This is a genomic window from Caballeronia sp. BR00000012568055 (genome assembly GCF_029439455.1).
GTDB lineage: Bacteria > Pseudomonadota > Gammaproteobacteria > Burkholderiales > Burkholderiaceae > Caballeronia.
In genome coordinates this window covers 235,160-258,144 of sequence record NZ_JAQFVG010000311.1, presented here as the reverse complement: position 1 = coordinate 258,144, position 22,985 = coordinate 235,160, and the positions used below count along the sequence as shown (strand labels likewise).

General features: G+C 59.3%; 15 protein-coding genes and 1 pseudogene. 4 read left to right on the top strand and 12 right to left on the bottom strand.

Going from position 1 to position 22,985, the window contains the following annotated elements:
• Window positions 1-26: 26 nt before the first annotated feature.
• The gene (locus P7F28_RS23555; RefSeq protein ID WP_277187170.1) at window positions 27-1,034 is read left to right on the top strand and encodes an NAD-dependent epimerase/dehydratase family protein; all 1,008 of its coding nucleotides are present in this window, start codon (window positions 27-29) and stop codon (window positions 1,032-1,034) included.
• Window positions 1,035-1,100: 66 nt separating this feature from the next.
• Here P7F28_RS23555 and P7F28_RS23550 read toward each other — a convergent pair whose 3' ends face one another.
• Window positions 1,101-5,234, bottom strand: a complete 4,134-nt coding sequence (locus tag P7F28_RS23550) for a rhamnan synthesis F family protein (RefSeq protein ID WP_277187169.1) — start codon at window positions 5,232-5,234, stop codon at window positions 1,101-1,103.
• Window positions 5,235-5,588: 354 nt separating this feature from the next.
• On the opposite strand from P7F28_RS23550, the gene P7F28_RS23545 reads away from it, so the two are divergent.
• Window positions 5,589-6,911, top strand: coding sequence for a DUF563 domain-containing protein (locus P7F28_RS23545; RefSeq protein WP_277187168.1), 1,323 nt, complete (start codon window positions 5,589-5,591; stop codon window positions 6,909-6,911).
• A gap of 47 nt (window positions 6,912-6,958) precedes the next feature.
• Here P7F28_RS23545 and P7F28_RS23540 read toward each other — a convergent pair whose 3' ends face one another.
• The 11 genes and pseudogenes from P7F28_RS23540 to rfbB form a co-directional block, all read right to left on the bottom strand.
• Entirely contained in the window at window positions 6,959-8,866 is a 1,908-nt protein-coding gene (locus tag P7F28_RS23540; protein WP_277187167.1) for a glycosyltransferase family 9 protein, read from the bottom strand.
• 5 nt (window positions 8,867-8,871) lie between these two features.
• A complete protein-coding gene (locus P7F28_RS23535) occupies window positions 8,872-11,145 on the bottom strand; it encodes a glycosyltransferase (RefSeq protein ID WP_277187166.1) in 2,274 nt (757 codons plus the stop codon).
• A gap of 28 nt (window positions 11,146-11,173) precedes the next feature.
• Window positions 11,174-13,072 (bottom strand): glycosyltransferase family 2 protein, encoded by a 1,899-nt coding sequence (locus tag P7F28_RS23530; RefSeq protein WP_277187165.1) that lies wholly within the window; start codon window positions 13,070-13,072, stop codon window positions 11,174-11,176.
• The gene (locus P7F28_RS23525) at window positions 13,056-13,811 is read right to left on the bottom strand and encodes an ABC transporter ATP-binding protein (RefSeq protein ID WP_277187164.1); all 756 of its coding nucleotides are present in this window, start codon (window positions 13,809-13,811) and stop codon (window positions 13,056-13,058) included. The genes P7F28_RS23530 and P7F28_RS23525 overlap by 17 nt, the downstream gene beginning before the upstream one ends.
• A gap of 16 nt (window positions 13,812-13,827) precedes the next feature.
• On the bottom strand, window positions 13,828-14,610 hold the full coding sequence (locus P7F28_RS23520; protein ID WP_277187163.1) for an ABC transporter permease: 783 nt from the start codon (window positions 14,608-14,610) through the stop codon (window positions 13,828-13,830).
• Window positions 14,611-14,691: 81 nt separating this feature from the next.
• Window positions 14,692-15,600 (bottom strand): glycosyltransferase family 2 protein, encoded by a 909-nt coding sequence (locus P7F28_RS23515; RefSeq protein ID WP_277187191.1) that lies wholly within the window; start codon window positions 15,598-15,600, stop codon window positions 14,692-14,694.
• Window positions 15,598-16,504: pseudogene (locus P7F28_RS23510) on the bottom strand (NAD-dependent epimerase/dehydratase family protein); the annotation flags it as partial. The pseudogene P7F28_RS23510 and the gene P7F28_RS23515, both read right to left, overlap by 3 nt.
• A 238-nt stretch (window positions 16,505-16,742) precedes the next feature.
• The gene (rfbD, locus tag P7F28_RS23505) at window positions 16,743-17,627 is read right to left on the bottom strand and encodes a dTDP-4-dehydrorhamnose reductase (protein WP_277187162.1); all 885 of its coding nucleotides are present in this window, start codon (window positions 17,625-17,627) and stop codon (window positions 16,743-16,745) included.
• Window positions 17,624-18,175, bottom strand: coding sequence for a dTDP-4-dehydrorhamnose 3,5-epimerase (gene rfbC, locus P7F28_RS23500; protein WP_277187161.1), 552 nt, complete (start codon window positions 18,173-18,175; stop codon window positions 17,624-17,626). Before rfbC ends, rfbD begins: the two co-directional genes overlap by 4 nt.
• Window positions 18,160-19,053: a glucose-1-phosphate thymidylyltransferase RfbA gene (gene rfbA, locus P7F28_RS23495; protein ID WP_277187160.1), complete on the bottom strand. Its 894-nt coding sequence runs from the start codon at window positions 19,051-19,053 to the stop codon at window positions 18,160-18,162. The genes rfbC and rfbA overlap by 16 nt, the downstream gene beginning before the upstream one ends.
• A gap of 17 nt (window positions 19,054-19,070) precedes the next feature.
• Complete coding sequence (gene rfbB / locus P7F28_RS23490; RefSeq protein WP_277187159.1) at window positions 19,071-20,132, bottom strand: dTDP-glucose 4,6-dehydratase; 1,062 nt, start codon at window positions 20,130-20,132, stop codon at window positions 19,071-19,073.
• A 369-nt stretch (window positions 20,133-20,501) separates the two neighbouring features.
• Here rfbB and P7F28_RS23485 point away from each other — a divergent pair, with 369 nt between their 5' ends.
• Both P7F28_RS23485 and iscB read left to right on the top strand, forming a co-directional pair.
• Window positions 20,502-21,362 (top strand): symmetrical bis(5'-nucleosyl)-tetraphosphatase, encoded by an 861-nt coding sequence (locus tag P7F28_RS23485; RefSeq protein ID WP_277187158.1) that lies wholly within the window; start codon window positions 20,502-20,504, stop codon window positions 21,360-21,362.
• A gap of 278 nt (window positions 21,363-21,640) precedes the next feature.
• Entirely contained in the window at window positions 21,641-22,975 is a 1,335-nt protein-coding gene (gene iscB, locus P7F28_RS23480; protein ID WP_277187157.1) for an RNA-guided endonuclease IscB, read from the top strand.
• The last annotated feature ends 10 nt before the right edge of the window (window positions 22,976-22,985 follow it).

Below are 22,985 nucleotides of genomic sequence, written 5' to 3'. Positions count from 1 at the left end.
CGTGAGAGAACAATCGAATCAAGACAATGGTCCAGTCCAATCAGGAACAGAAACGCTTGAATGCGCTACAACCGGCGATATCCGGAAATCAGACGCAAAATACCTTTCTCGTCACCGGGAGCAGCGGCTTTCTCGGCCGTGCGCTCGTCGGGAGGCTGCTGTCTCGGGGACATGCGGTACGTACCGCACGCCCGCTCAAGGAAGCCCGGGATGCATCCTCCGGACCTTCTTCGATCCGCATGGACGCTTCCGTTCAGGAATGGCGTGAGGCGATGGAAGGTTGCTCCGGCGTCTTTCATTTAGCCTGGTCGACAGTCCCGAGTACGGCAAACATGGACCCCGTAGCAGACCTCGAAACCAATCTCGCTGGTACGGTTCGAATGCTCGAAGCACTCAGGAGCCGGCCTAGAGTGACAGTAGTATTCGTCTCGTCGGGCGGCACTGTCTACGGCACGGCGGACACGCTGCCGATTCTCGAGACGCATCCATTGCAGCCGCAAACGGCGTACGGGGCGTCGAAGGTATCGGTTGAACACTACATGATGCTATACCGTCGTACGTGGGGATTGGATACACGCATTGTGCGTCTTTCCAATCCGTTCGGTCCGGGTCAGAACATCAAGGGACAATTGGGCGCCGCATCGATCTTCGCCGCCCGTGCGCTCGCCGACGAGAAGATCGAAATCTGGGGTGACGGCAGCACTATCCGCGACTATGTGTATATTGACGACGCCATAAACGGCTTCCTCGCCGCGATGCTTACGCCGAATCAGCGCTTCGGCACGCTTGATCCGATCTTTAACGTCGGCTCCGGGCGCGGTATCTCGCTGCGCGAACTGATATCGGTGCTAAGGACGGTGCTGGAAAAACCCGTGGAAGTCGACTTCAAGCCGTCACGCGGATTTGACGTGCCCTCCAACGTGCTCGACATCTCGCGAGCCCGGACCTTGCTCGGTTGGACGCCTACGGTGACTTTCGAGGAAGGCCTGGCGCGCTATATCACTTATCTCAAGGAACACGCTCAGCCCGCCTGAATCACAGGCCTTCGTGACCGCAGTCAAGGCAGCACGTCGGAGCGCTGCACCTTTGCCGCAGCCGGTTTATCGCACAATGCCCGGCAGAAACGTCGATGCGAATCTAAATCCGGCCTGTACGGCGGATACCGGAACAAGCCGCTCGATCGCATGCAAGATCGTACCGTCGACCGGCAGCGGCTCCATCGGATATTCCGCCGCTTTCAGGCCGAGGGCACGCAGTCCTTTGAGCGCCGCGGGGCGCGCCCAGAACATCGTACCGACCGGGAAATCGAGCGTGCGCGGCACTGCGCCCTCGAAGGACATGCGCGCGGCGAGTTGCTCACCGATTTCGAAGTTCTCCTCCCACCCGATCAGATGCGGATCTTCCGGAAATACCAGCCCGAGCCGCGAATCGCCGGCAAATGCCTGAAGGATGAGGTCCATCGCAGGTACGTCATCGCCAATCAGGTGCTGCCACAAGAAGTTGCGCCAGCGGTCACCGAAGTCAGCGCCGACATCTTCCGTGGCAAGGCTGCGCTTTCCGTGAACGTGCCCGATCACGTCGCATTGGCCTGCTAACTCGTCGAGCAAATCGAGGAACGGACCGACATCACGCCCCCGGTTTTCAACTAGTCTGACCTGGGCCACGACACCGTTGCGCTGTACCTGCTTTTCGATCTCCGCGCGTTTTTCTTCGGTGTCCGTTGTCAGGATCAGTTTGCAGGCGTGCTGATTCGCCACTACCGCATTGAGCAGATCGCCCACGTGATCGATGTAATGGAAATGACCGTGAAGGATGACCGACAAGCCAGTGGATCGTACGCGGCCGGCTCCCAGCCGGATCACCTGATGCTCCCAAGGGCCCGCCGGCCTTCCCGCCCGCAGAAAGCTGGCAAAGGGCTCGCCCTGCCGGTCGTCGCGGAATTCAGCGTTTTCCAGCGCGAAGGTATAAGGGTTGAAGCCCGCAAGCGGCCGACGCGTGTAGGCGCCTGACTGCGGAATCTTCCGGTAGTCGATTTTCGACGCTTGCGCGACATAAATCTCGACCGCGCGTTCCCGCGACACGCCGCGCGAAAACGCACCAAAGAACATCTCGGGGTCAAAAGCATTCTCTGCAAGGATGATTTCGACATCGCGCCGCTCCTGCGCTATCGATGCCCCCGACGACCGCCCCAGGCGATCAAGCTCGGCCACGTACCGTTTCATGTCGAAGCGATCACGGGCAACCGCGCTCACCGCCTCTCCGAATTGACGGAGGCGCTCACGGTTCGCTGCGAGCCTGCCGATTTCGAGTGCTGCCGCGCTCGCGTCGAGGTGGGGCACGACGAGTTGTTTCGTACGGTCGTCCGAGGCCAGGATTTCTGCCATGCCGCTCGCCTCAGCGAAACAAACGACCGGGATGCCTCGCAACGCGGCGTCGATAGAGACGTTAGGCAGCGGGTCGAGACGCGAACTGAGAAACAGGACATCGGCTTCGTCATAGATTTCCTCGACGTTCGCCACGGCATCGACGAAGCGGAATCGGTCGCTGATGCCCGAGCGTTCGACCTGCTCCGCGAGATACGAGGCGATATCGAGCGTGTCCGTCACTTTGAAGCCGTGCCCAACCCAGACGAAGCGCACGTCGAGCTCGGGCTGATTGGTATGCAGCGCCGCAGCCGCGCACACGAACAGATCCACTCCTTTGCGCCAGTCGACGAAACCCATACCGACCACCAGCAGCGCATTCCTTGCATGCACGGGGCGCAGCTTGTCTCGCACCGACGCGGGCTGCGACGTGCTGACGACCGCACTTTTCGACTTAGTTGCGGCCGGAACCTGCGACGGCCCCTGCGGCAGGATGTGCGTTTCCCGCAGCCGCAGGAACGGATAGTCAGCTTCGGACGACCGACGCACGATGTCCGCCGGAAATACGACATGCGCCGCTCGTTCATACAAGTGCTGCAGACTTCCGACAGGCTTTGTATATCCGGAGAACTCGTGCACCAGCGCGACGACCGGTACGCCTTCCGACGCGAGACCGGGAACGAGCGATCGCGTCTCTACGCTGTTTGCGATCACATAAATCGGCCGGTAATGCTGCGCGAGCCTGCGCCCAAAACGCGAACCATCGGCCGGATTGAAGACGTCGTACTTGATCGGACCGACGACTTCATCGGAAACATCTCGAAAGGCCTCGACCATTCCGCCAACGCGAAGGATCACCGTCACGACGTTGACGCTTTCGCGCAGCGTCTTCGCGATATTCCAGCCGAGAATCGGCGCACCGGTGCGCGAGCCTTCGTGCAGGAGCATCAGCACCGTCGGCCGCGCGGGATCGAGATTCTGGTCGGGCAAATGTAGCGCGTCGGTGAACGGCGTTGCCATGCGGCCTTCTGCACGCCCGCGCTCGACGAAATGGCCGAGGCGGTTGCCGCCCCAGGCAACGATGTCGGGATAGCGGTCGCCGTAGTAGACGGGATCGAAGCCCGAAGATGGCGCATGACCTTGCGCTTCACCGTACAGGACGTAGTGCAGAGCCGGATCCATGCCGCTTGCAGCGGCAGCGCTCCGTTGCATATACGACGGGGCATCGAACAGATCGCTGTGACGAATCACCTCGGCCACACGCCGCGCCTCGGGATCAATGCTCGCACCCGGCGTGTGCATCATCGGCCCGTTGCCAACCGGCTGCACGGGCGCTGATGACACTTCGACCGGCACCTGCTGCCGTAACGATGCGCCTGCCTGCTGCCGTGCGAGATCCTCGGCAACTGCGCGGCGCTGCGGATTGCGCCACGGTGTCGCCACACGCCATGTGCTGCGCAGCGCTTCCTTCAAGGACCGGCGCAACTCAGGCGAAAGCGCCGTGCCGACTTTGCGCAGCGGCTGGCCCGCACGCCAAAGGGTTGACGCTCGCATTTCCGCAAGCGTCCGCTGCGTCGCGTTAAGCCGCTCATCGAGTCCATCACGTTCACGCTGCAGGGTATGTAACGCTTCGTGATGTTCGTGCATGATTTGCTGATGTTTTGCGGAATCCGTCGCGGTGATGCTGGCCAGCTGCTCGGTGAGGGATTGCACGGCGCGATTGCTTTCGTTGCGCTGCGAGTTCAGGAGCTCCGCGTCGCGCCTCAAAGTTTCAATGAGCGTCGAACGCTCTTCCAACTCTGCGTACTGGCTCGCGACCTGCCCCGTCAGCTCGCCGACGCGTTGTTCATATGCCGCAGCAGTTGTGCGTGTCTCGGCCCATTCGTCGTTCACACGGCTCAGTTCCTTCACCGTGCCGAACAGCTTGCCTTCGCGATCAGCAAGCTGTGCATCGTATGATGCGATAAGTGCATCAACGTCTGTACGCGACTTGGATTCGCGCTGCCACAGCTCCGCGAGCAAAGGTTCGACACCCTGTAGTGCGTCGTGCAAGGCGCTCGCGATGCGATCCATCTCGGCGCAAGCCGCGGCATCTGCGGGATCGCGCGATAAAGTGAGGGCCGCTTGCCATGCTCGCTCGGCCAGCCGTTCCAGCGGCTGATCGCGACTTCCCTCATGACTCTGCGGTGCATAGGCCTGTGAGTCGCGCAGCGCGGCATCGATCGCATATTCGACATGATCGAAGTCGACGGGCCATACGAGATCGAGTTGATGGGCGACATCCTGCATAACGCCGCGCCAATCAGCGTTCAAACGATCAAAATCGACAAACGCACGCTGGTGTCCGCGCGAAGCGGCTTCGGCTGAAAGGAGCGAACGGAGCCAGATCAGCAGTGCATGTGCTCGGCTCTTCGCGTGTCGATACCAGAGCGAAGGCAGCATGTCGGCCGGCCGCCTGATCGGGATCAGCGTCAGCGCGGAGTGTTCGCGCACTTCAGCGGCGCGATACCACGCCGGCAACAAACGCGGCATGGCGTCGTCGCACAATACTATCGTGGCGTGATCGCAAACCGCGTCGGCGAGCAGTGATGCCAGTCGCGCAACGGCCTGCGGTCCCATGGGACTGGCGAGCCAGTCGGCGTTCGTCGCGAGCGGATCATCCCATGCGGAACGCACGGACTCCAGCATATTGCGTTGCGTCTCGCTGACTATTTGATCGAATTCGGACTGCGAGGCATTTACGTCTTGCGCTCCCTGAGAAGCGACGCCCAGACCAAGCGACCTCAGTAAATTTCTGATCTCCGGACCACCGCTGTAAGGAGGGCCGGCCACCAAGAACAGTAGAGGCAGATGATGTTCGGAAAAACTCATGAGTCAGTGCGATGCCAAATTGATAAATCTGATTGATTGACGCTTGCGATCTGTGCAGCGTGGTCCATGCGGCCAGTCTCCTCGATACACCATTCGGATGTGCTCGGAAGAGGCATCAAACGCGGATGGCGCCCGCGACATGGCAGGGTCGGCCCTTTCAGGTTCCGAGAGGATACCGTATTTCGTTTGAAGCCTCGACCGTATGGGGGCGACTCATTGCACACATTGCACATCGAAAGGAACCTTCGGAGAACGCAGCGGGATACTCGACCCGTGTAACGAGCGAGTGTTATATTCTCGCCACGAGCGTGTGCCGCGTGTCGGGTACCTCGTCTGTTTATCAAGAGAACGTCTATGCTCCCGAACGCACCACGGTCGCGCTTCGGCGCTCTGGCGGCACAGCTTCGCTCAGCCGTCTGGCCACCCCGTTTATTCACCCCGCGCAAGATAGAACAATCCGCTATGAACGCTGGACCTTTCCGCTTCAAAGATCCGCTGTCCTTCCCGGTCATAACGGCGGCTGCCTTGCAGGAAAGAAGCGAAGGCGTGTGGGTCGGACCGCCCGCCGCGCCGGTTACGCGTTTGCGCGTGCCGCCTTCGTTTCATGATTACCCTGTCGGCGAAAGCATCTTTCCGCCGCTGCACACGCGCCCACCCGTCATCTATCCGCCTGCTTTTGCGCTGAAGCGCGAGAAAGCGGTGCTGACCGGTTACCGCACCTTGCTGGGCGCCGACGGCACGTTCTGCGGCGACGAGTCTTTCACCGAACCGGCTGCGCTGAAGAATGCGATTAACCGCCTTTCGTTGGCCGACGAATTCAATAACGAAGCGACGGGACTGGTCAAGACCGGCGGTGACGATGAAGCCACCGAATTCAGGTTCGAGCAGAACGGCCGCCCGGTCATCCGCGACGCCGAGCCCATCGTATTACTCTGCTCGACCGAACCTTCGAACTACGGCTCGTTCTTGTTTCGTGTGCTTCCCAAGTTGCGCACGCTGCAGAACGCGGGCTTGGGACAGTTTCGCATCATGGTCCCGCAGTACTATCAGTCGATGACCGACTACCTCTCGCTCAGTGGCTTCGGTGAAAAACGTCTGGTCCCGCATTACGCGAACGCGGTCTATCAACTCGACCAGTCCATCTTGGTGAGCCTGCGCAATAGCCAGGCTTATCTCGACGACGAAAGCCTGGCTTATTACAAGCATATGCGGGATACCTACGGCGTGCCGTCGCAAGGCCGGCGCCTGTACCTCACGCGCCGCACGCTTGGCAAGGCGTCGAACGCCGCTGCGACTCGCGTGATGCGGAACGAGGAAGAACTGATCACGGCACTGCAAGCACATGGCTTTGAGGTCGTGGAACCATCGCGTCTGACAGCGATCCAGCAGATCCGGCTGTTTTCGTCCGCTGACATCATTATCGGGCCGTCCGGTTCGGCGATGTTCAATGTGGTATTTTGTCATCCGGGCACCAAGCTCATCGACATCGAAACAGAGCCGCACTGGATTCATGCGCATATGTGCCTATTCGGGTCTCTGGGGCTCGATTACGGCATTTTTGAAGGACAGACAGAGGACCGCGATTTCAGTGTCGTGCACAAGCCCTTCTCAGTCGACATAGAAGCGCTGATGCGTCGTCTGCTCAACTTCGAAAAAGCGCCGCGCCCTCAGTTCTGAAACGATCAAGCGCTCTGCGGCGCGCCCATCGCGCCACAGGGCAGACTTCACTTTCGAAGCGTTCCGAGGAAGGTGTCGAACGTCGCATCGAGCGTGAAGCCCGCGCAATGGCTCGCACCTGGATATGCCAAGCACGTCAGCGAGTTACAGGGCGAGCAGTTGACGATCGGTCCTAGCGCAAGCGCCCGATTACCCTGATCAACAAAGTATTCCTTGGTCCGCACGTGATCGGGATGCGTCGCCCCGAACATCGTGACTTGCGGAATATCCAAGATGGATGCGAAATGTGCGGTCCACGAGTCCACACCGATCAACGCGTGACCGAGTTCGAGAATAGCCCGCCAGCGCGTGGGAAGGAAGTTCTCAAGGATGGCACCGTCGAAGGCATCGACGCGGAGGTCCGCCGCACCGCCCATCTGCACGAGCTTGAATCCGGCCGCGTGTGCGCGCCGTACGAGTTCCTGCATCAGCGTCGGGGGAATGCTCTTGAGTTCCCAGCCACCGAAAGGATGGACGAAAATTACCTCGGTACCAAATGGCGCAACGAGTTCGCGCGCGATTGCGCGGTCGTTGTCGTCCGGCATCGGCTTGATATTGATGAGGCGCGTATCGGGCGGCAAGCCCGCCTCGGCGATCACGTAATCAAGAAGGTTTTTTCCTGTTTCCGAAAGACTTCGAGCCGGGTGGCAGCGAGCCATATTAGGTGATGCATCTGCGCGCCGCGAGACGAAGGCGAAAGCATTGAGCAATTGCGGATAGGTATCCTGCGCAGCCGCCACCGGGACCGGAACGCTTTGCACATCAAGCAAAGGATCGAAGTCACGCGCCCATCTTTCCAGCCCCGCCGCAACGTGCAGACGAACCGCACGTCCGTGCTTGCGAATATGCGCGGCGACTTGCGTGGCCAGAACCACGTCGCCCCGGTGAAACGGACACACGATTTCGAGGCGCTCCGGCTTTCGTAAGGCCGCATGTTTTTCGCGCAGCCAGCGGGCATCATGCTCGTCTTCCCAAGGCGCCGCGCCGTCGAGATCATGTTGGCGCAGACAACGCGCGACGCTCGCCGGGCATGTCAGAAGTTCGATACCCCGCGCGCGCAAACGCATGCCGAGATCCGTCGCCGCGACGCCCGTGATGAAGCGCTGGTCGAACAACGTTCCGTCACGCGCCTGCATCACAAGCTGCTTCGCTCCACCAAAGATGCCGGTATGAAACGATGTGCAGGTTTCCAGTACGGGGCGCTCGCTCTCTGACATCGGCGCCGGACGCGGGGACAATTCGTGTGGGACGGCGTGTTGCCCGTTGGCTCGATCATCATTACCGTCAAAGTCGGAGCGGATGGCCGTCGGTTCAATGGGCACTGCCGTCCCGTCAGGCATCATGCTCCTGCTTTTGACGACGGATTTCGCGTCCGAACACACGCAGGCTTTCAACAGATATTCGAACCCATGGGCGAACGGAATGTAATCGCGTCCGGCGAACCAGAGATACGCACCTTGCGATGCCTGCGCGCCCAGTTCCATCGCACCGGCGAACTTCACATCCTGTCCGGAATACTTCACCACGTTCAGACGAGTGCGCGGCAAGCGCAGTCCCCAGTTGGCAAGCAATGGATGAATGGCCGCTCCGGGAAGCGTCTCGGCCGTCGCGTCGACAATCACGAGTTCACCGAGGACTATCCGTTCCCTTGCGAGAGCATGGACCAGCATGGAAACGTTGACGAAAGGCGCAACGCCAAGCACTACCATCGTCGACTCGCCAGCTATACGCTGAACGTGTTCTTGATTCGTTGCGTATTGCGCATCGAACGCACGTTGCAGTTCGCGCACGCTATTCGCGCAGCGCGACTCAGCCTTGCTGGCGCGGTGCAAGAGCACGATTGAACTTGCTCTGTGCACGCCACGGCGCAGGAATCGGATTGCCTTTCTAGCCATGAGTAAATCGCCCTGCATCATATTCCTTAAGATTCAAGCCAAGGCTTGCGAGCGCGTGGCGGAAATGCAAGACCGAAGTTTTCCGACGTGGTGGTCAGATTGGGACTGTAGAACGGGTCGTTGGCGATGACTTCCGGCCAGCGGGCGAGCATATACGCTCGCTCCTGGGCGTCGCGCTCGATCTGCGCAGCGGAAAGATTCTCGCCTCGCGACACCGACTCCAGGTGATACAACTCCGCATAGGGCGTGTAGATGATCGAATAACCCGCCGCGCGGATCTTAAGACAGAGATCGACGTCGTTATAGCCGACCGTGAGATGTTCTTCGTCGTAGCCGCCGACTTCGTCGAAAACGCCCTTGGACACCAACATGCATGCGGCAGTGACAGCCGATATGTTTTGCGTGAGCATCGGCCGTCCGAAGTAGCCCACGGTGCTGCGGGGAAAATGCCGGTGGCCATGAGCCGCGACGCCGTATAAGCCGAGCACCACACCCGCATGCTGGATTGTCTCGTTGGCGTAATACAGCTTCGCGCCGACCGCGCCGACACCCACGCGGCTGACTTGTGCGACCATCTCGCTCAGCCAGTCGGCATGAATCACCTTGATATCGTTGTTGACGAAACCGAGGATCGTGCCGATCGCGTGCTTTGCTGCCTCGTTATTCAACTTCGAGAAGTTGAACTCGCCTTCCACTCGGACGATTTTCACGCGCGTGTCGCCACGCATGGAGTCGAAATACGCCAGCGTCGCCGGTTCAACACTGTGGTTATCGACAATCAGAACTTCGAGATTGTCGTAGTCCGTCTCGTGTAACAATCCGTCGATCGCAACGCGCAGCACGTCGAGGCGGTCCCGTGTCGGCACGATCAGAGAAACTTTTGGCAGAACTGTGGGCAACGCGCGCCGAATCCGCCACCAGCCTGGAAAAGCGGCAACCGGTTCCACGCGCGCGGCGCGATCGACATCGGCGAAATATTCATCGAGCGCGCGCTGCGCCGTGATGACCGACTTATCTGGATTGTCGGTCGAGAAGCTCGCCACGCCCGGGAAGATGCGCCAGTGATACAGCACGTGAGGAATGTGGCGCACGCGCGATGGCTCGGTGAGCTTCAGGAAACGTAGCGCAAAGTCATAATCCTGACTGCCCTCGAAGCCGACGCGAAAACCCTCCGTCCGCCGCACGAGTGACGTGCGGTAGACGCCCATGTGGGCAATGACATTCTGCGCGTAAAACAACTCCGGGTTCCAGTCGGTCTTAAAATGTGCATCGTGACGGCGATCGTATTCGTCGATCTTGTCTTCATCGGTATAGATAAGATCGACGTCCGGGTGCCGTGCTATTTCGTCTGCAACCAAGTAAAGCGCGTGCACGGGCAACGCATCGTCATGATCCATCAGGGCGATGAATTCACCCTTCACGAGTTCGATCGCCGTGTTGCTCGCCGCCGATATATGTCCGTTCGTTTCGCGAAACGCCACTTGGATTCGTGGGTCGCACCGAGCATATTCCTTCAGTACGACGCGCACTTCAGGGTCCGTCGACGCATCGTCGGCAATGCAAAGCTGCCAGTTCGGGTACAACTGCCGCAGCACACTGTCGAGCGCCTTGCGCAGATACTTCGGACGGGGGTTATAGACCGGCATCACAATGGAAATCAACGGCTTCGTTTTGATGCGCGTGATCTTGTCTTGGATGGCGCTGCAATCCTCGGGCGTCAGCGTGTCGTATAGTTCCACCCACGCTTTGTACTCCGTTCCTGCGTCTTCGCTCAAGAGCTTGTTACGCACGTTCGCCTTCACCGCGCCGAGATTGCCGTGCAGCAGGTCCCTCAACAGCTTCTTGCGCTCATTGATATCGAGCAGGCGATAGACATGCAGAAGCAAACCAAGCCGGCCGACCTCGCGCACAGACGCTTTTCCCAAGGCGAATTCAACGCCCGCCGTCTCGGTCGGGTCCAATCGCAGACTAGAGACGCCGGGCGGCAAGGGCATCGCCTTTCGAATCATGCCGCGAGTGGTGACGGGCAGACGATACGACATGACTTTCTCGCCGCGATCGCCATGGAAGGCAAAGAGCACCGGACGCAAGGGCTGCAGCGCGTAACGAACATCGACGTTGACAACCGCCCATCCGCCGGAGAACGGACGCCACGAGCGACTCACCGCGAATTGCGGATCGCTCCCTGTACTGACATAGACGCCGTTGCCGCGGCGTTCGAGGTCATGGACTGGCGTCAGTACGGGACGGCTCGCCGCGCGCGCCATGCGTGCGAGCCTCTTGAAGGCGGTAAATTCCATAGAAGACTGGTAATCGAAATGTCGGCATTCAGTCGAATCTGCCGATGCGGGGTGGAAACGCGAGCGAAAAAGCAGCAGCTCCGGAAAGCGCGAGGTTCGGGTTGTAATAGGGATCTTGCTCGATGAGGCTTCCCCATCGCGCGCGCATGGTTTCGATATCGCGCCGAAAACGTTCGGCGTTCGGACCACTTAGGTCGCTGCTGCGAGTCGCGGATTCGTGATGGACAAGTTCGGCGTACGGAACATAAAAATTTTTCAGGCCCGCTGCGCGCAACTTCAGGCAGAAGTCGACGTCGTTGAAGGCTACGGAGAGATGATCCGCGTCCAACCCACCCACGCGTTCGTACGACTCTTTGCGTACCACAAGGCACGCCGCCGTGACCGCCGATACTTCCTGCGCGAGTATCGCACGGCCGAAATAGCCAGCGCCCCCCTTCGACAATAGATGATGAAAGTGCCCCGCGAGATCTCCGATTCCGAGCAGCACGCCACCGTGTTGCAAACGCATGTCCGGATACCAAAGAGCGGCTCCCACCGCGCCGGCGTCAGGCAGGCAGGCGTAACCGCACAAGAGGTCGAGCCAGTCGCCGGAGATGATCTCGGTATCGTTATTCAGAAGGCAGAGCAACTCGCCCTTTGCCACCCGGACCGCACGATTGTTGAGGTCAGAGAAGTTGAACGGCGCGTCGACCGTCAGCACGCTCATGCCTGCGGTACGCCGATAGCCATCCAGCAGTTCGAGCGCGTCCTTCTGCGCTGAACCGTTGTCGACCACGATGATCTCGTACTCGCGATAAAGTGTAAGCGCGCGCAGGCTTTCAATGCATCGCGAAAGCAGGTCGGCCCGGTCTCGCGTCGGCACGATGATCGAGACCAGCGGGCGGGGTTGCGGAATGTCGAAGCGCACACGCAGCATCGATGAGCTGGCAGACAGCGGTTCGACGGACGCTCCGAGTCCGCATCGCGCGAGGTGCTCCCGCACGGCTAGCAACGATGCATCGCGCACATAGGGCTTAGCGCCGATATCGCGTGCGGTGCTTTCCTCGCTCACGCGCCAATGATAGAGCACGTGACGGATGTGCACGATTTGAGTTGGCTCGACCCGTTCCGCACAGCGCAGCGCCAGGTCATGGTCTTGACTGCCTTCGAAGCCCGGACGAAATCCGCCCACTTCGCGCAGAAGGTCGGCTTCGAACACGCCTAAATGCGAGAACATATTCTGTCCCAGCATGAGCGCGGCATTCCAGTCGGATTTGAAGTACGGCTGCACTCGTTTGCCGGACGGCGTGAGCTTGTCTTCATCGCTGAAGAACATCTTCGCGTGCGGGTACTTCTGCGCGTAAAGCGCGACCATGTACAGTGCATGGTGTGGCAGCACATCATCGTGATCGAGCAGCGCGATGAACCGGCCCGTCGCGAGTTCGATGGCGCTGTTGCTAGCTGCACAGATGTGACCGTTTTCACTTCGCATCGCGAGCTTGATTCGCGAGTCCCGCATGGCATAGTCGCGCAGTAACGGCGCGATTTGGGGCGCGCTGGACGCATCGTCGGCAATGCAGAGCTCCCAGTAGGGATAAGCCTGCGCCAGAACCGATTCGATCATCTCACGCAGATAGTCGACCGGCGGGTTATACACCGGCACTACGATCGACACGAGAGGATGCTCCCGCAGCGCTTGCACACGCACAGCGAGGTCATCGAGCGCTTCATGGTCGTTGGTGTCGAAGCGGGCGATCCAGTCGCTATAGTCGTTCTCGTTCGCCGCGCGCGCAACGCGCGAGCGGAAGCTACGCAGTCCATCACGTCGGGCAGTCTCGCAGATGGCCCGCATTGCCGGTAACGTGCCGCCGCGCAATTCCGCAACCTGCCGAAAACCCTTGAACAGGCGCCAAGGCAAGTGCAGGACGGACTTAGCCTTCGCCGACATGGCTTTCGTAGGCGGAGACGACCTCCTCGACCGGACCGAAGGCCCGCACGCGGCCTCGCTCCATCCACAGCGCCTTGTTGCACACGCGGCGGATTTCCCGATTCGAATGCATTGCAAGGACAACGATCTGGGCGCGTTCATGCAGCGCTTCCAGTCGGCTTTCGGCCTTGTGCATGAACGAGGCATCGCCCACGCCCATCACTTCGTCGAGCAAAAGAATTTCTGCATCGACTGCGGTGGATACCGCGAAGGCGAGACGCACGCGCATACCACTCGAATAGGTGCGCAACGGCAGATCAAGATAATCGCCCAGTTCGCAGAAATCGACGATGCCCTGAGTCTTTTCCTTGATTTCCGCGTCCGTCATGCCAAGCAGCAAGCCACGCAGCCGGATGTTTTGCAGACCCGTGGAGTTGTCATCCATACCCAGGCTGATATCGAGCAGCGGCACGATCTTGCCTTCGGTCTGGACCACGCCCGAACTCGGGTAATAGATTCCCGCCATGGTCCGCAACAGTGTCGACTTGCCGGCTCCGTTGTGGCCGATGAGCCCGATCCGGTCGCTAGGGTTCAAACGCAGATCCACGTTGTCCAGCGCGCGCACCACTACCACGCCTTCGTTATTTTCCGCAATCGTATTGCGACGGCCAAGCCGGAGGACCTGCTTTTTGAGTGATCGGCCTTGCACGTCGTAGATAGGCAAATCGAGCGTCGCGCTCTTGAGTTCGATAAACGCCATACAATTTCCTTTCTTCTCAAACCCAGTACGGGATACGCTTGAGGAATCGCCCGGTCATACCGAGAGCTAAGATCCAGCCGACCACTGCCATGCCCACTGTGACCTCCCAAGTCAAAAGACTCGGCGGCACGCCGATTAGCGGCGAGCGCACCAGCTCGATCAGATGCGCCAGCGGATTCCACTCAACGATGAAGGAGAACCGCTTGAGGGCATCCGGCCGATAGATGATCGGCGTCACGTAAAACGCAACCTGGATCAGCGCAGCAATGATCTGCGGCAAATCGCGGAAACGCGCCGACAGAAGACTTGTTACCATTGCAATCCAGGTCGCATTCAGCATGAAGACGAAGAGCGCCGGGATGAAAATCGGCAGTGCCTCCCAGCTCTTCACGCCGAATCCAATCAGCAGCAACAGGATGATGATGAAGTTATGCGTGAGGATCACCAGATTGCGCCACACCACCTGAAGGATAAAGATCAACTTGGGCGTCGCGGCCTGCCGAATGTAAGTGGAACTGTTGATATAGGCGACGCTTCCTTCCTGAACCATTGATGCAAAGCTCTGCCACATGACGAGACTGACCGCAAGAAACGGCAGATAGTCGCTCATCTTCATGCCGAACAGCGTGCCGTAGACGATACCAATGGACGCGACCATCACGCCCATGCTGATGGTTAGCCAGAATGGTCCGACGCGTGAACGGGCGTAGCGTTGTCTAACTTCAAGCCAGCCGAGCAGTGTCCACAGACGCCACGAAGAGAGGCTCTGCTTCAAATCTTCTAGAGCTAATTCAAACATTGTGATGAGTACAAGTTTCTAGTAATTGAATCGATAGCGGAAACGCTTGGTTGGAGCACGCCCGACGCCTGCTGGCAGCGATCAGGTGGCCCGCCGCAGTCTGCCCATCTTGCCAGTCAATCCATGCCATATGCCGATCAACGACATGCGGATATGCGTGGCACGCGGATTCAGACACATTGCGTAAATTGCCAGACGAATCGGCATTGCCACCAGCTCGGTCCACTTCCAGGTCCACGGCATGTAGCCGCGCAGCATTAGGTTCGTGGCGTTGCGAAACAGATAGTAGTGTCGAAGCGGCCCGTGACTAGGATAGGCGCGGCCCAGAATCCGGATCGGTTCGTCGCCGAGCGAATGCACAAGTCTAAACTGCGGCGCGCCGAGCACGGCGTAGCCGGCACGCCTTGCACGCACGCACCATTCGAGATCAACGAAATCGATGAACAGCGCGTCTTCCATCGGACCGATGTCGGCCCATGCACGCGCATTGACGCACGAACCCGATGTGATAAGGAAATCGACGTCGATCAGCTCGCGTCCGGTCGGCGGCACGCGCTTCAGCGCGGGAAACCCGAAGCGCACGAACGGCGTGACGCCACCCAGACGTGGATCCTGATAAGCGGGGCCGATAACGGCGACGCGTCTGCCGTCAAGCACGAGTTCCCGCATGGCGAGCGGCAATCCCGCGAGTAGTTCCGGCGAGGGTTCGCTATCCTGATCGAACAGCAAGATGCTGTCACAGCCCGCATTGATTAGCCTTTCCACGCCTTGATTCAGAGCAGTTGCTATCCCGAGATTGGCGCCGTTGGGCACGTAGACAAGACTCTGCACGAGGCCTCGTTCCGACTTGTTGCACGTCGTCTCAGAGTTATCGACGACAACACACATTCCGAACGCAGCAAGCCGGTTCGCCCGTTCGATACACGCCTGATCGGGTCGATAGAAAACGATGACGATGCCAGTGCGCGGCTCAATCATTCCGATTGTCATCCACCGTACATAGTGGTCGACGCCCTCCTGAGCCGCCGGGAGAAGCGCTTCGTAACCGGCCGACCGCAGCTTCGTCCGGTCCACTTGCGCGGAACACTGATGCTTGCCGCACAGTGCCTCCAGGAACGGCACGGACTCGATCAAGCGACGCGGCACAAACTCCGACAGCGAGAGCGCGGCCTCGCCATTGAGCGCGCACAGCGAATCGACGACCGTCGAAGCGATGTCGTTGAACGGCTGCGCGTCCCGTGCCGATGTTGAAAATGCCCGACTTCTCCGAGTGACCGAGGAAGTTTAGATTCACCTTGAACACGTTTCCGACGGAGACGGAATCGCGCGTCTGCGCTCCTGTAGCACAATCGTTGTAATTGCCCAAGAGATTGGGCTTGCCTTCTGAACCTAGCTGATCGAAGTTATGGAACGCGACGGACACTATGCACCCATTGTGAGTTTCACGATGACCGTCAATGCCCGCCTTCGGCATCATCTGACCCAGGACCTGATCGCACAACAACTTCGAATGATCGTATACATTCAGCGGCAGATCAAATTCACACTCTTCCACAAAGCGAGTCGACCCACCACAAATCGCCGCCGCCGACGACGCATATAGGAGCTGCGCATCTCGTTCGAGACAAATATTCATCACGTCGCGGCTATTGCGGAAGTTGTTCTCCGTCATGCAGCGGCCGTCGGTTTGCACCGTGTCCAAAAAGGCTCGATCTTGGAAAACCGCGCGCATTTTGCCAAAATTGTCACGCAGGAAGCCTTCGATGAGACTCTTGAACTTGTCGGCTTTGGTTAGATTGTCGATCGCGATCACGCGCGGTTTGCCGCGTTCGTTGAGAGCCTTTACGGTATTCCTGCCGATTGAACCGACCGCACCCGTTACGATGATAGTCATGAAGTGCTCGCTCCCGAACGATATGGCCGACACGTCTTAGCGAGAGGAATTGTTCGGACAGTCACCGAGACATTTCCGGCGCAAAGTGTATGTGACTTGCTGCGATCTTCCTGCAAAATCATCGCAAGAAACGAAGTCGAAGCGGCTTGCGCTGAGACTTGGGCGAATCGCATGAACGAAAACGCGCAGAAATGGATGCAACTCTCTTCGCGTCTGGCGGACTTGACCAGGGTGAACATCAGCGGGACATGCACAAACGCAGCGCGTCATCCCACGCTGGCGTCCGAAGGCCAAAGGTGTCGAACAGCTTCTCGTTGGACATTCTTGAATTGGCGGGCCGCGCCGCCGGAGTCGGGTAGGCGGTCGCTAAAATTGGCTTCACGCTTGGCTTCTTCGGCATATCCGAAAAAGCAAAGATCTGCTCGGCAAGACCGTGCCATGATGTCTCGCCCGACGCGGTTAGGTGGTAGACGCCCGAATTCTCAGCCCACCATTGCCGGTCGTTCTGCAAACCTTGCGAGAGGATATTCGACGTCACCGTGGCAATGGTGTTTGCCCAAGTCGGCGCACCCATCTGATCTGCCACCACGCTCAATTCGCCGCGCTCGGCGCCGAGTCGCAGCATCGTCAGCAGAAAGTTCTTGCCGCGCGTGCCATATACCCAGCTCGTACGGAAAATGAAATGGTCGCAGCCCGATGCCGCAATCGCCCGCTCACCCGCCAACTTGCTTTTGCCATACACGTTTTGCGGGTTCACTGCATCGTCTTCGACATAGGAGCCGTCCTTGGTGCCGTCGAAGACGTAATCGGTCGAGTAATGAACCAGCGCCGCGCCGAGACGCTTCGCTTCTTCGGCCAGCACGCCCGGCGCTTCGCCATTCGCACGCATTGCAGCGTCGACATCGCGTTCGGCTTTGTCGACTGCTGTGTAAGCAGCCGGATTCACGATCAGCGCAGGCTTCACCTCCCGCACAACGCTTCGAATCTGATCCGGATTGCCGAGATCGAGCCGGCTGCGATCAACCGCAATGACACGCCCCAAACCCTGCAGCGTGCGCGCGAGTTCAAAGCCGACTTGACCATTGATTCCAGTCAGCAAAATCGTACGCTGATAGTCGCTCATGCAAACACCTCGGCTTCCTTCAACATCTTCCCCGCCGTATCTTTCGCCGCCAGCGTTGGCGCGAAATCGATCGGCCATTCGATACCGATTTCCGCATCGTTCCACACAAGGCTGCGTTCGAACTCCGGGTACCAGAAGTCGGTCGTCTTATACAAAAACTGCGCCGACTCCGACAACACTACGAAACCATGCGCGAAACCCGGCGGCACCCAAAGCTGCCGATGATTCTCTTCCGACAAATTCACGCCCACCCACTTCCCGAAGTTCGGCGAGTTTTTGCGGATATCCACGGCGACATCGAACACTTCGCCTTCCACCACGCGCACGAGTTTCCCCTGCGCATGCTGAATCTGATAGTGCAAACCGCGTAGCACGCCCTTCGCCGACCGCGAATGATTGTCCTGCACAAACTCGACGCCCGCTTCGACCTGCTCGGCGAACTCACGTCCATTGAAGCTCTCATAAAAGAATCCGCGCGCATCGCCGAACACCTTCGGCTCGATGATCTTGACTTCGGGCAGTGCCGTAGCAGTTACTTGGATGGCCATGCGACTTGGTCCTTCGGAAGATTGAGCAAATATTGACCGTAGGCGTTCTTCGACAGTGGCTTGGCAAGCGCGAGCAGTTGCTCGTCACCGATCCACTCTTGCCGATACGCGATCTCTTCAGGGCACGCCACCACGAGTCCCTGGCGCTTCTGCAACGTGGCGATAAACGTGGCCGCTTCGATCAGCGATTCATGCGTGCCCGTGTCGAGCCACGCATAGCCGCGCCCCATGATTTCGACGTCGAGCTTTTTCTGCGCCAGATAGCGCGAGTTCACGTCGGTGATTTCGAGCTCGCCGCGCGGCGACGGCTTGATGTCCGCCGCGATATCGCACACCTGATTGTCGTAGAAGTACAGGCCTGTCACCGCGTAGTTCGAACGCGGTTTGACCGGCTTTTCTTCGATCGACAACGCCTGAAACTTGTCGTCGAATTCGACCACGCCGTAGCGCTCCGGATCGTGGACGTGATACGCGAACACGGTCGCGCGATCGGTGCGTGCATCGGCGGCGGCGAGTTGCTTGGCCAGATCGTGACCGTAGAAAATGTTGTCGCCGAGAATCAGCGCCGACGGATCATTGCCAACGAACGCTTTACCGATGATGAAGGCCTGCGCCAGCCCGTCCGGCGACGGTTGAACCGCGTAGCTGATGTTCATGCCCCACTGACTGCCGTCGCCGAGCATGGACTCGAAGCGCGGCGTGTCCTGCGGCGTCGAGATGACCAGCACATCGCGGATGCCGGCGATCATCAACGTCGACAGCGGGTAATAAATCATCGGCTTGTCGTACACGGGCAGCAGTTGCTTGGACACCGCGTGCGTGATCGGATAAGGCCGCGTGCCGGAACCGCCGGCCAGAATGATGCCTTTACGAGCCATCGTCAGTCCCCTTTCGCTTACGCGCGCTGCGCGTAGTTCGTCTCGACCCACTTCCGGTATTCCCCGGAAGCAACTTCGTCGGCCCACGGCTGATTGTCCAGATACCACTGGACCGTCTTCTCCAGACCGGTTTCGAAGGTTTCCGCCGGCTTCCAGCCGAGTTCGCGTTCGAGCTTGCGTGCGTCGATAGCGTAGCGACGGTCGTGACCCGGGCGATCGGTCACATACGTGATCTGATCGCGATACGAACCGCTCGCCCTTGGCTTGAGCTTGTCGAGCAGATCGCACAGCGTATGCACGACTTCGAGGTTCTTCTTCTCGTTCCAGCCGCCCACGTTGTACGTCTCGCCGAGCGCGCCGCGCGCCAGCACTTCGCGAATCGCGGAGCAGTGGTCGCCCACGTAGAGCCAGTCGCGTACGTTCTGACCGTCGCCGTACACCGGCAGCGGCTTGCCCGCGAGCGCGTTCGCGATCATCAGCGGAATCAGCTTTTCCGGGAACTGGTACGGACCGTAGTTGTTCGAGCAGTTGGTCGTCAGGACCGGCAGGCCGTAGGTGTGATGATACGCCCGCACCAGATGGTCGGAGCCTGCCTTCGTCGCCGAATAAGGACTGTTCGGCGCGTACGGTGTGGTCTCGGAGAACTGCGGATCGGTTGCGGAGAGCGAGCCGAAAACTTCGTCGGTCGATACATGCAGGAACCGGAAGGCCTGCTTTTCGGCCTCGGGCAGCTTGCTCCAGTACATGCGCGTTGCTTCGAGCAGTGTGAACGTGCCGACCACATTGGTCTGAACGAAATCCGCCGGACCGTGAATGGAGCGGTCCACGTGACTTTCCGCGGCGAAATGCAGGATGGCGCGGGGCTTGTGCTGGGCGAGCAAGGTGTCGAGGGCGGCACGGTCGCAGATATCGGCGCGGGCGAAGACGTGGCGCGCGTCGTCTTTGAGGGATTTAAGGGTGCCGAGGTTGCCGGCATACGTCAGTTTGTCGACGTTCAGAATTGCTTCGTCAGAGCCTGCGAGCCAGTCAAGAACAAAATTGGCGCCGATAAAACCGGCGCCGCCCGTCACGAGAATCATAGATACCCTCTTGGCTGCTTTCGATCTGACAAACTGCCGAAAGCTTGCTCGTATGTGTGGAAAAAAATGCGCACTCAGCGCACGCGGCACGCTGAAAGTGGAACGTGTGACCGAAATAGAATCCGCCCGCGCACCGTCCGGTCAACCTCCAATTATAAAGCCAGGCTGTGCAAAAACTACACGCATAACAACTTGATACAGCTAGGCATTCCGGGTTGCAACCGTTTCATTGTGTAACTGGTACGACGAAGGCATGAAAATCGACACCGTTGCGCAATCACACATTTGGCTGCCTGTTTCATAATGCAATCGTCATGCTGCTGGCGACACGACGCATCGCCTAAGCTTTCCGCCATCTTTCCCGATTCAATGACCGACGCATCCAAATCTCCCGCCCCGCTCGTTTTTGGCGATCTTCAAGGCTGCTGCGATCCATTCCAGCGGCTCCTGAAAAAAGCCGCACCCGCCGCCGATACCCCGCTCTGGTTCGCAGGCGATCTCATCAATCGCGGCCCGAAGTCCTTGCGGACGCTGCGCGAGGTCATTGCGCTCGGCTCGCAGGCAACTGTCGTATTGGGCAATCACGATCTGAACCTGCTTTCCGTCGCCGCAGGCCTTCGCAAACCGAAGAAAGGCGACACGCTCGACGATATCCTCAACGCGCGCGATTCCCGCGATCTCATCGAATGGGTTCGGCACAAACCGGTGGCGCACTTTGAGAACGGCGCGTTGATGGTTCACGCGGGCGTGCTGCCTCAGTGGGACGTGACCACGACGATGGAACTCGCGAATGAACTCGAACGCGCGCTGCGCGCACCGGACTGGAAGAAAACGCTGGCCGAGCTTTACGGCAACGAGCCGCATCGCTGGGACGATTCGCTGAAGGGCATGGACCGGCTGCGCGTGACGTACAACGCGTTGACGCGCATCCGCTTCTGCACAGTAGAAGGTGCGATGGAGTTCGCCAACAACGGTGGCCCCGATGCCGCGCCGCCTGGCTATATTGCGTGGTTTGACGCACCGAACCGCCGCACTCAAGATGCGACGATCGTGTTCGGACATTGGGCGGCGCTAGGCCTAATGATCCGCGACGATGTGTTGTGCCTTGATTCCGGCTGCGTTTGGGGCAACAAGCTGTCAGCGGTATTGCTGACGAAAGATCCCGCCGGACGGAAGGTCACGCAGGTGAGTTGCGCGGTCAATCACCCCGGCGCACGCCGGAGCTCATGAAGTATTCACGAGCTCGAGATTGACCAGACCCAGCGCTCAATGGCGCTACGTTGTGTGGAGACAGAAGACTCACCGTCGAATGCTTCCTCAGTTCGACGCTCTGGAAGTCGCAGCAGCAGACAAGCCTCGGGTAGGTACGAAACGGGCTGCGACGGAAGCGAAAGCTTCACCTGCCGCACAACATGGTCGAGGGGAGCCATGCCAGAAGGTATGCGTCACTAGGCCCGTAAGGGCACCCGCGCCGGACGGAATTCGGCTGCATTGACAGCGGAGTCGTTGTGGCTGTTTTTGTGTTGGATCGAAAAGGTCGGCCGTTGATGCCGTGCAGCGAAAAACGCGCAAGGTTATTGCTCGTGCGCGGCCGCGCACGCGTGCATCGCGTGATGCCATTTGTCATCCGGCTCGTGGACCGCGAAAAAGTCATGAGCCAGTTGCAACCATTGCGCGTCAAACTCGACCCGGGCAGCAAAGTCACCGGGCTCGCGCTCACGCGCGAAAGTGAAAAGGTTCACATGGCGACCCGCGAGCTTCATCGCGGCGCGGCCGTGCTTAACCTGTTCGCTCTTGTTCACCGCGGTCGGCAAATCAGTGAAGCTTTAACGGCCCGCCGAGCCATGCGTCGGTGGCGCCGCGGCAAGCTGCGTTACCGTTCGCCGCGCTTTTTGAATCGTTCGCGCTTTCCCGGCTGGCTCCCACCGTCCCTGCAACATCGGGTCGATACCACGATAGCGTGGGTGAAGCGCATCGTGCGGTGGGCACCAGTAATGGCGCTATCAAGCGAACTGGTCCGCTTCGACATGCAACGCATTGATAACCCGGAAGTCAGCGGCGTCGGGTATCAGCAGGGCACACTGGCAGGCTACGAAATCCGTGAATACTTGCTGGAGAAGTGGGGGCGGCATTGCGCCTACTGCGACGCGAAAAACACTCCGCTGCAGTTAGAGCACATAGTGGCTAGGTCTCGTGGTGGCAGCGACCGTGTGTCGAACCTAACGCTAGCCTGCGAGCCTTGCAATACGGCGAAGGGTGCGCTGCCCGTCGAACAGTTTTTGGCCAAGCGGCCGACGCGGCTCGCGCGCATTTTGGCTCACTCAAAGCGTCCGCTGAAGGACGCGGCAGCGGTGAACGCGACGCGATGGGCGTTGAGCAACGCACTGAAGGCAACCGGTATGCCATTGGAGCTCGCGTCGGGTGGACGCACCAAGTTCAACCGGATGGTACTAGGTGTACCAAAAACGCATGCCCTCGATGCCGCTTGTGTCGGCGCCCTGTCTGGGCTGACTCACTGGAAGCGGCCCACTCTTTCCGTAAGCTGCACCGGCCGCGGAAGCTATCAGCGCACGCGGCTTGACAGATATGGATTCCCGCGAGGGTATATGACACGGACAAAGCGTGTGCACGGTTTCCAAACCGGGGACATGGTGCGCGCTGAAGTGCCCACCGGCAAACGGGCCGGCACGTATGTAGGCAGGTTAGCGATTCGCGTCAGCGGGAACTTCAACATTCAAAAGGCCAGCGTTGTGGTGCAAGGCGTCGCGCATCGTCACTGCCGGTTGATCCAACGAAGCGACGGCTACGGATATGCAACGATCCCTTTCTCGAATGAAAACTAAAATCTGGACC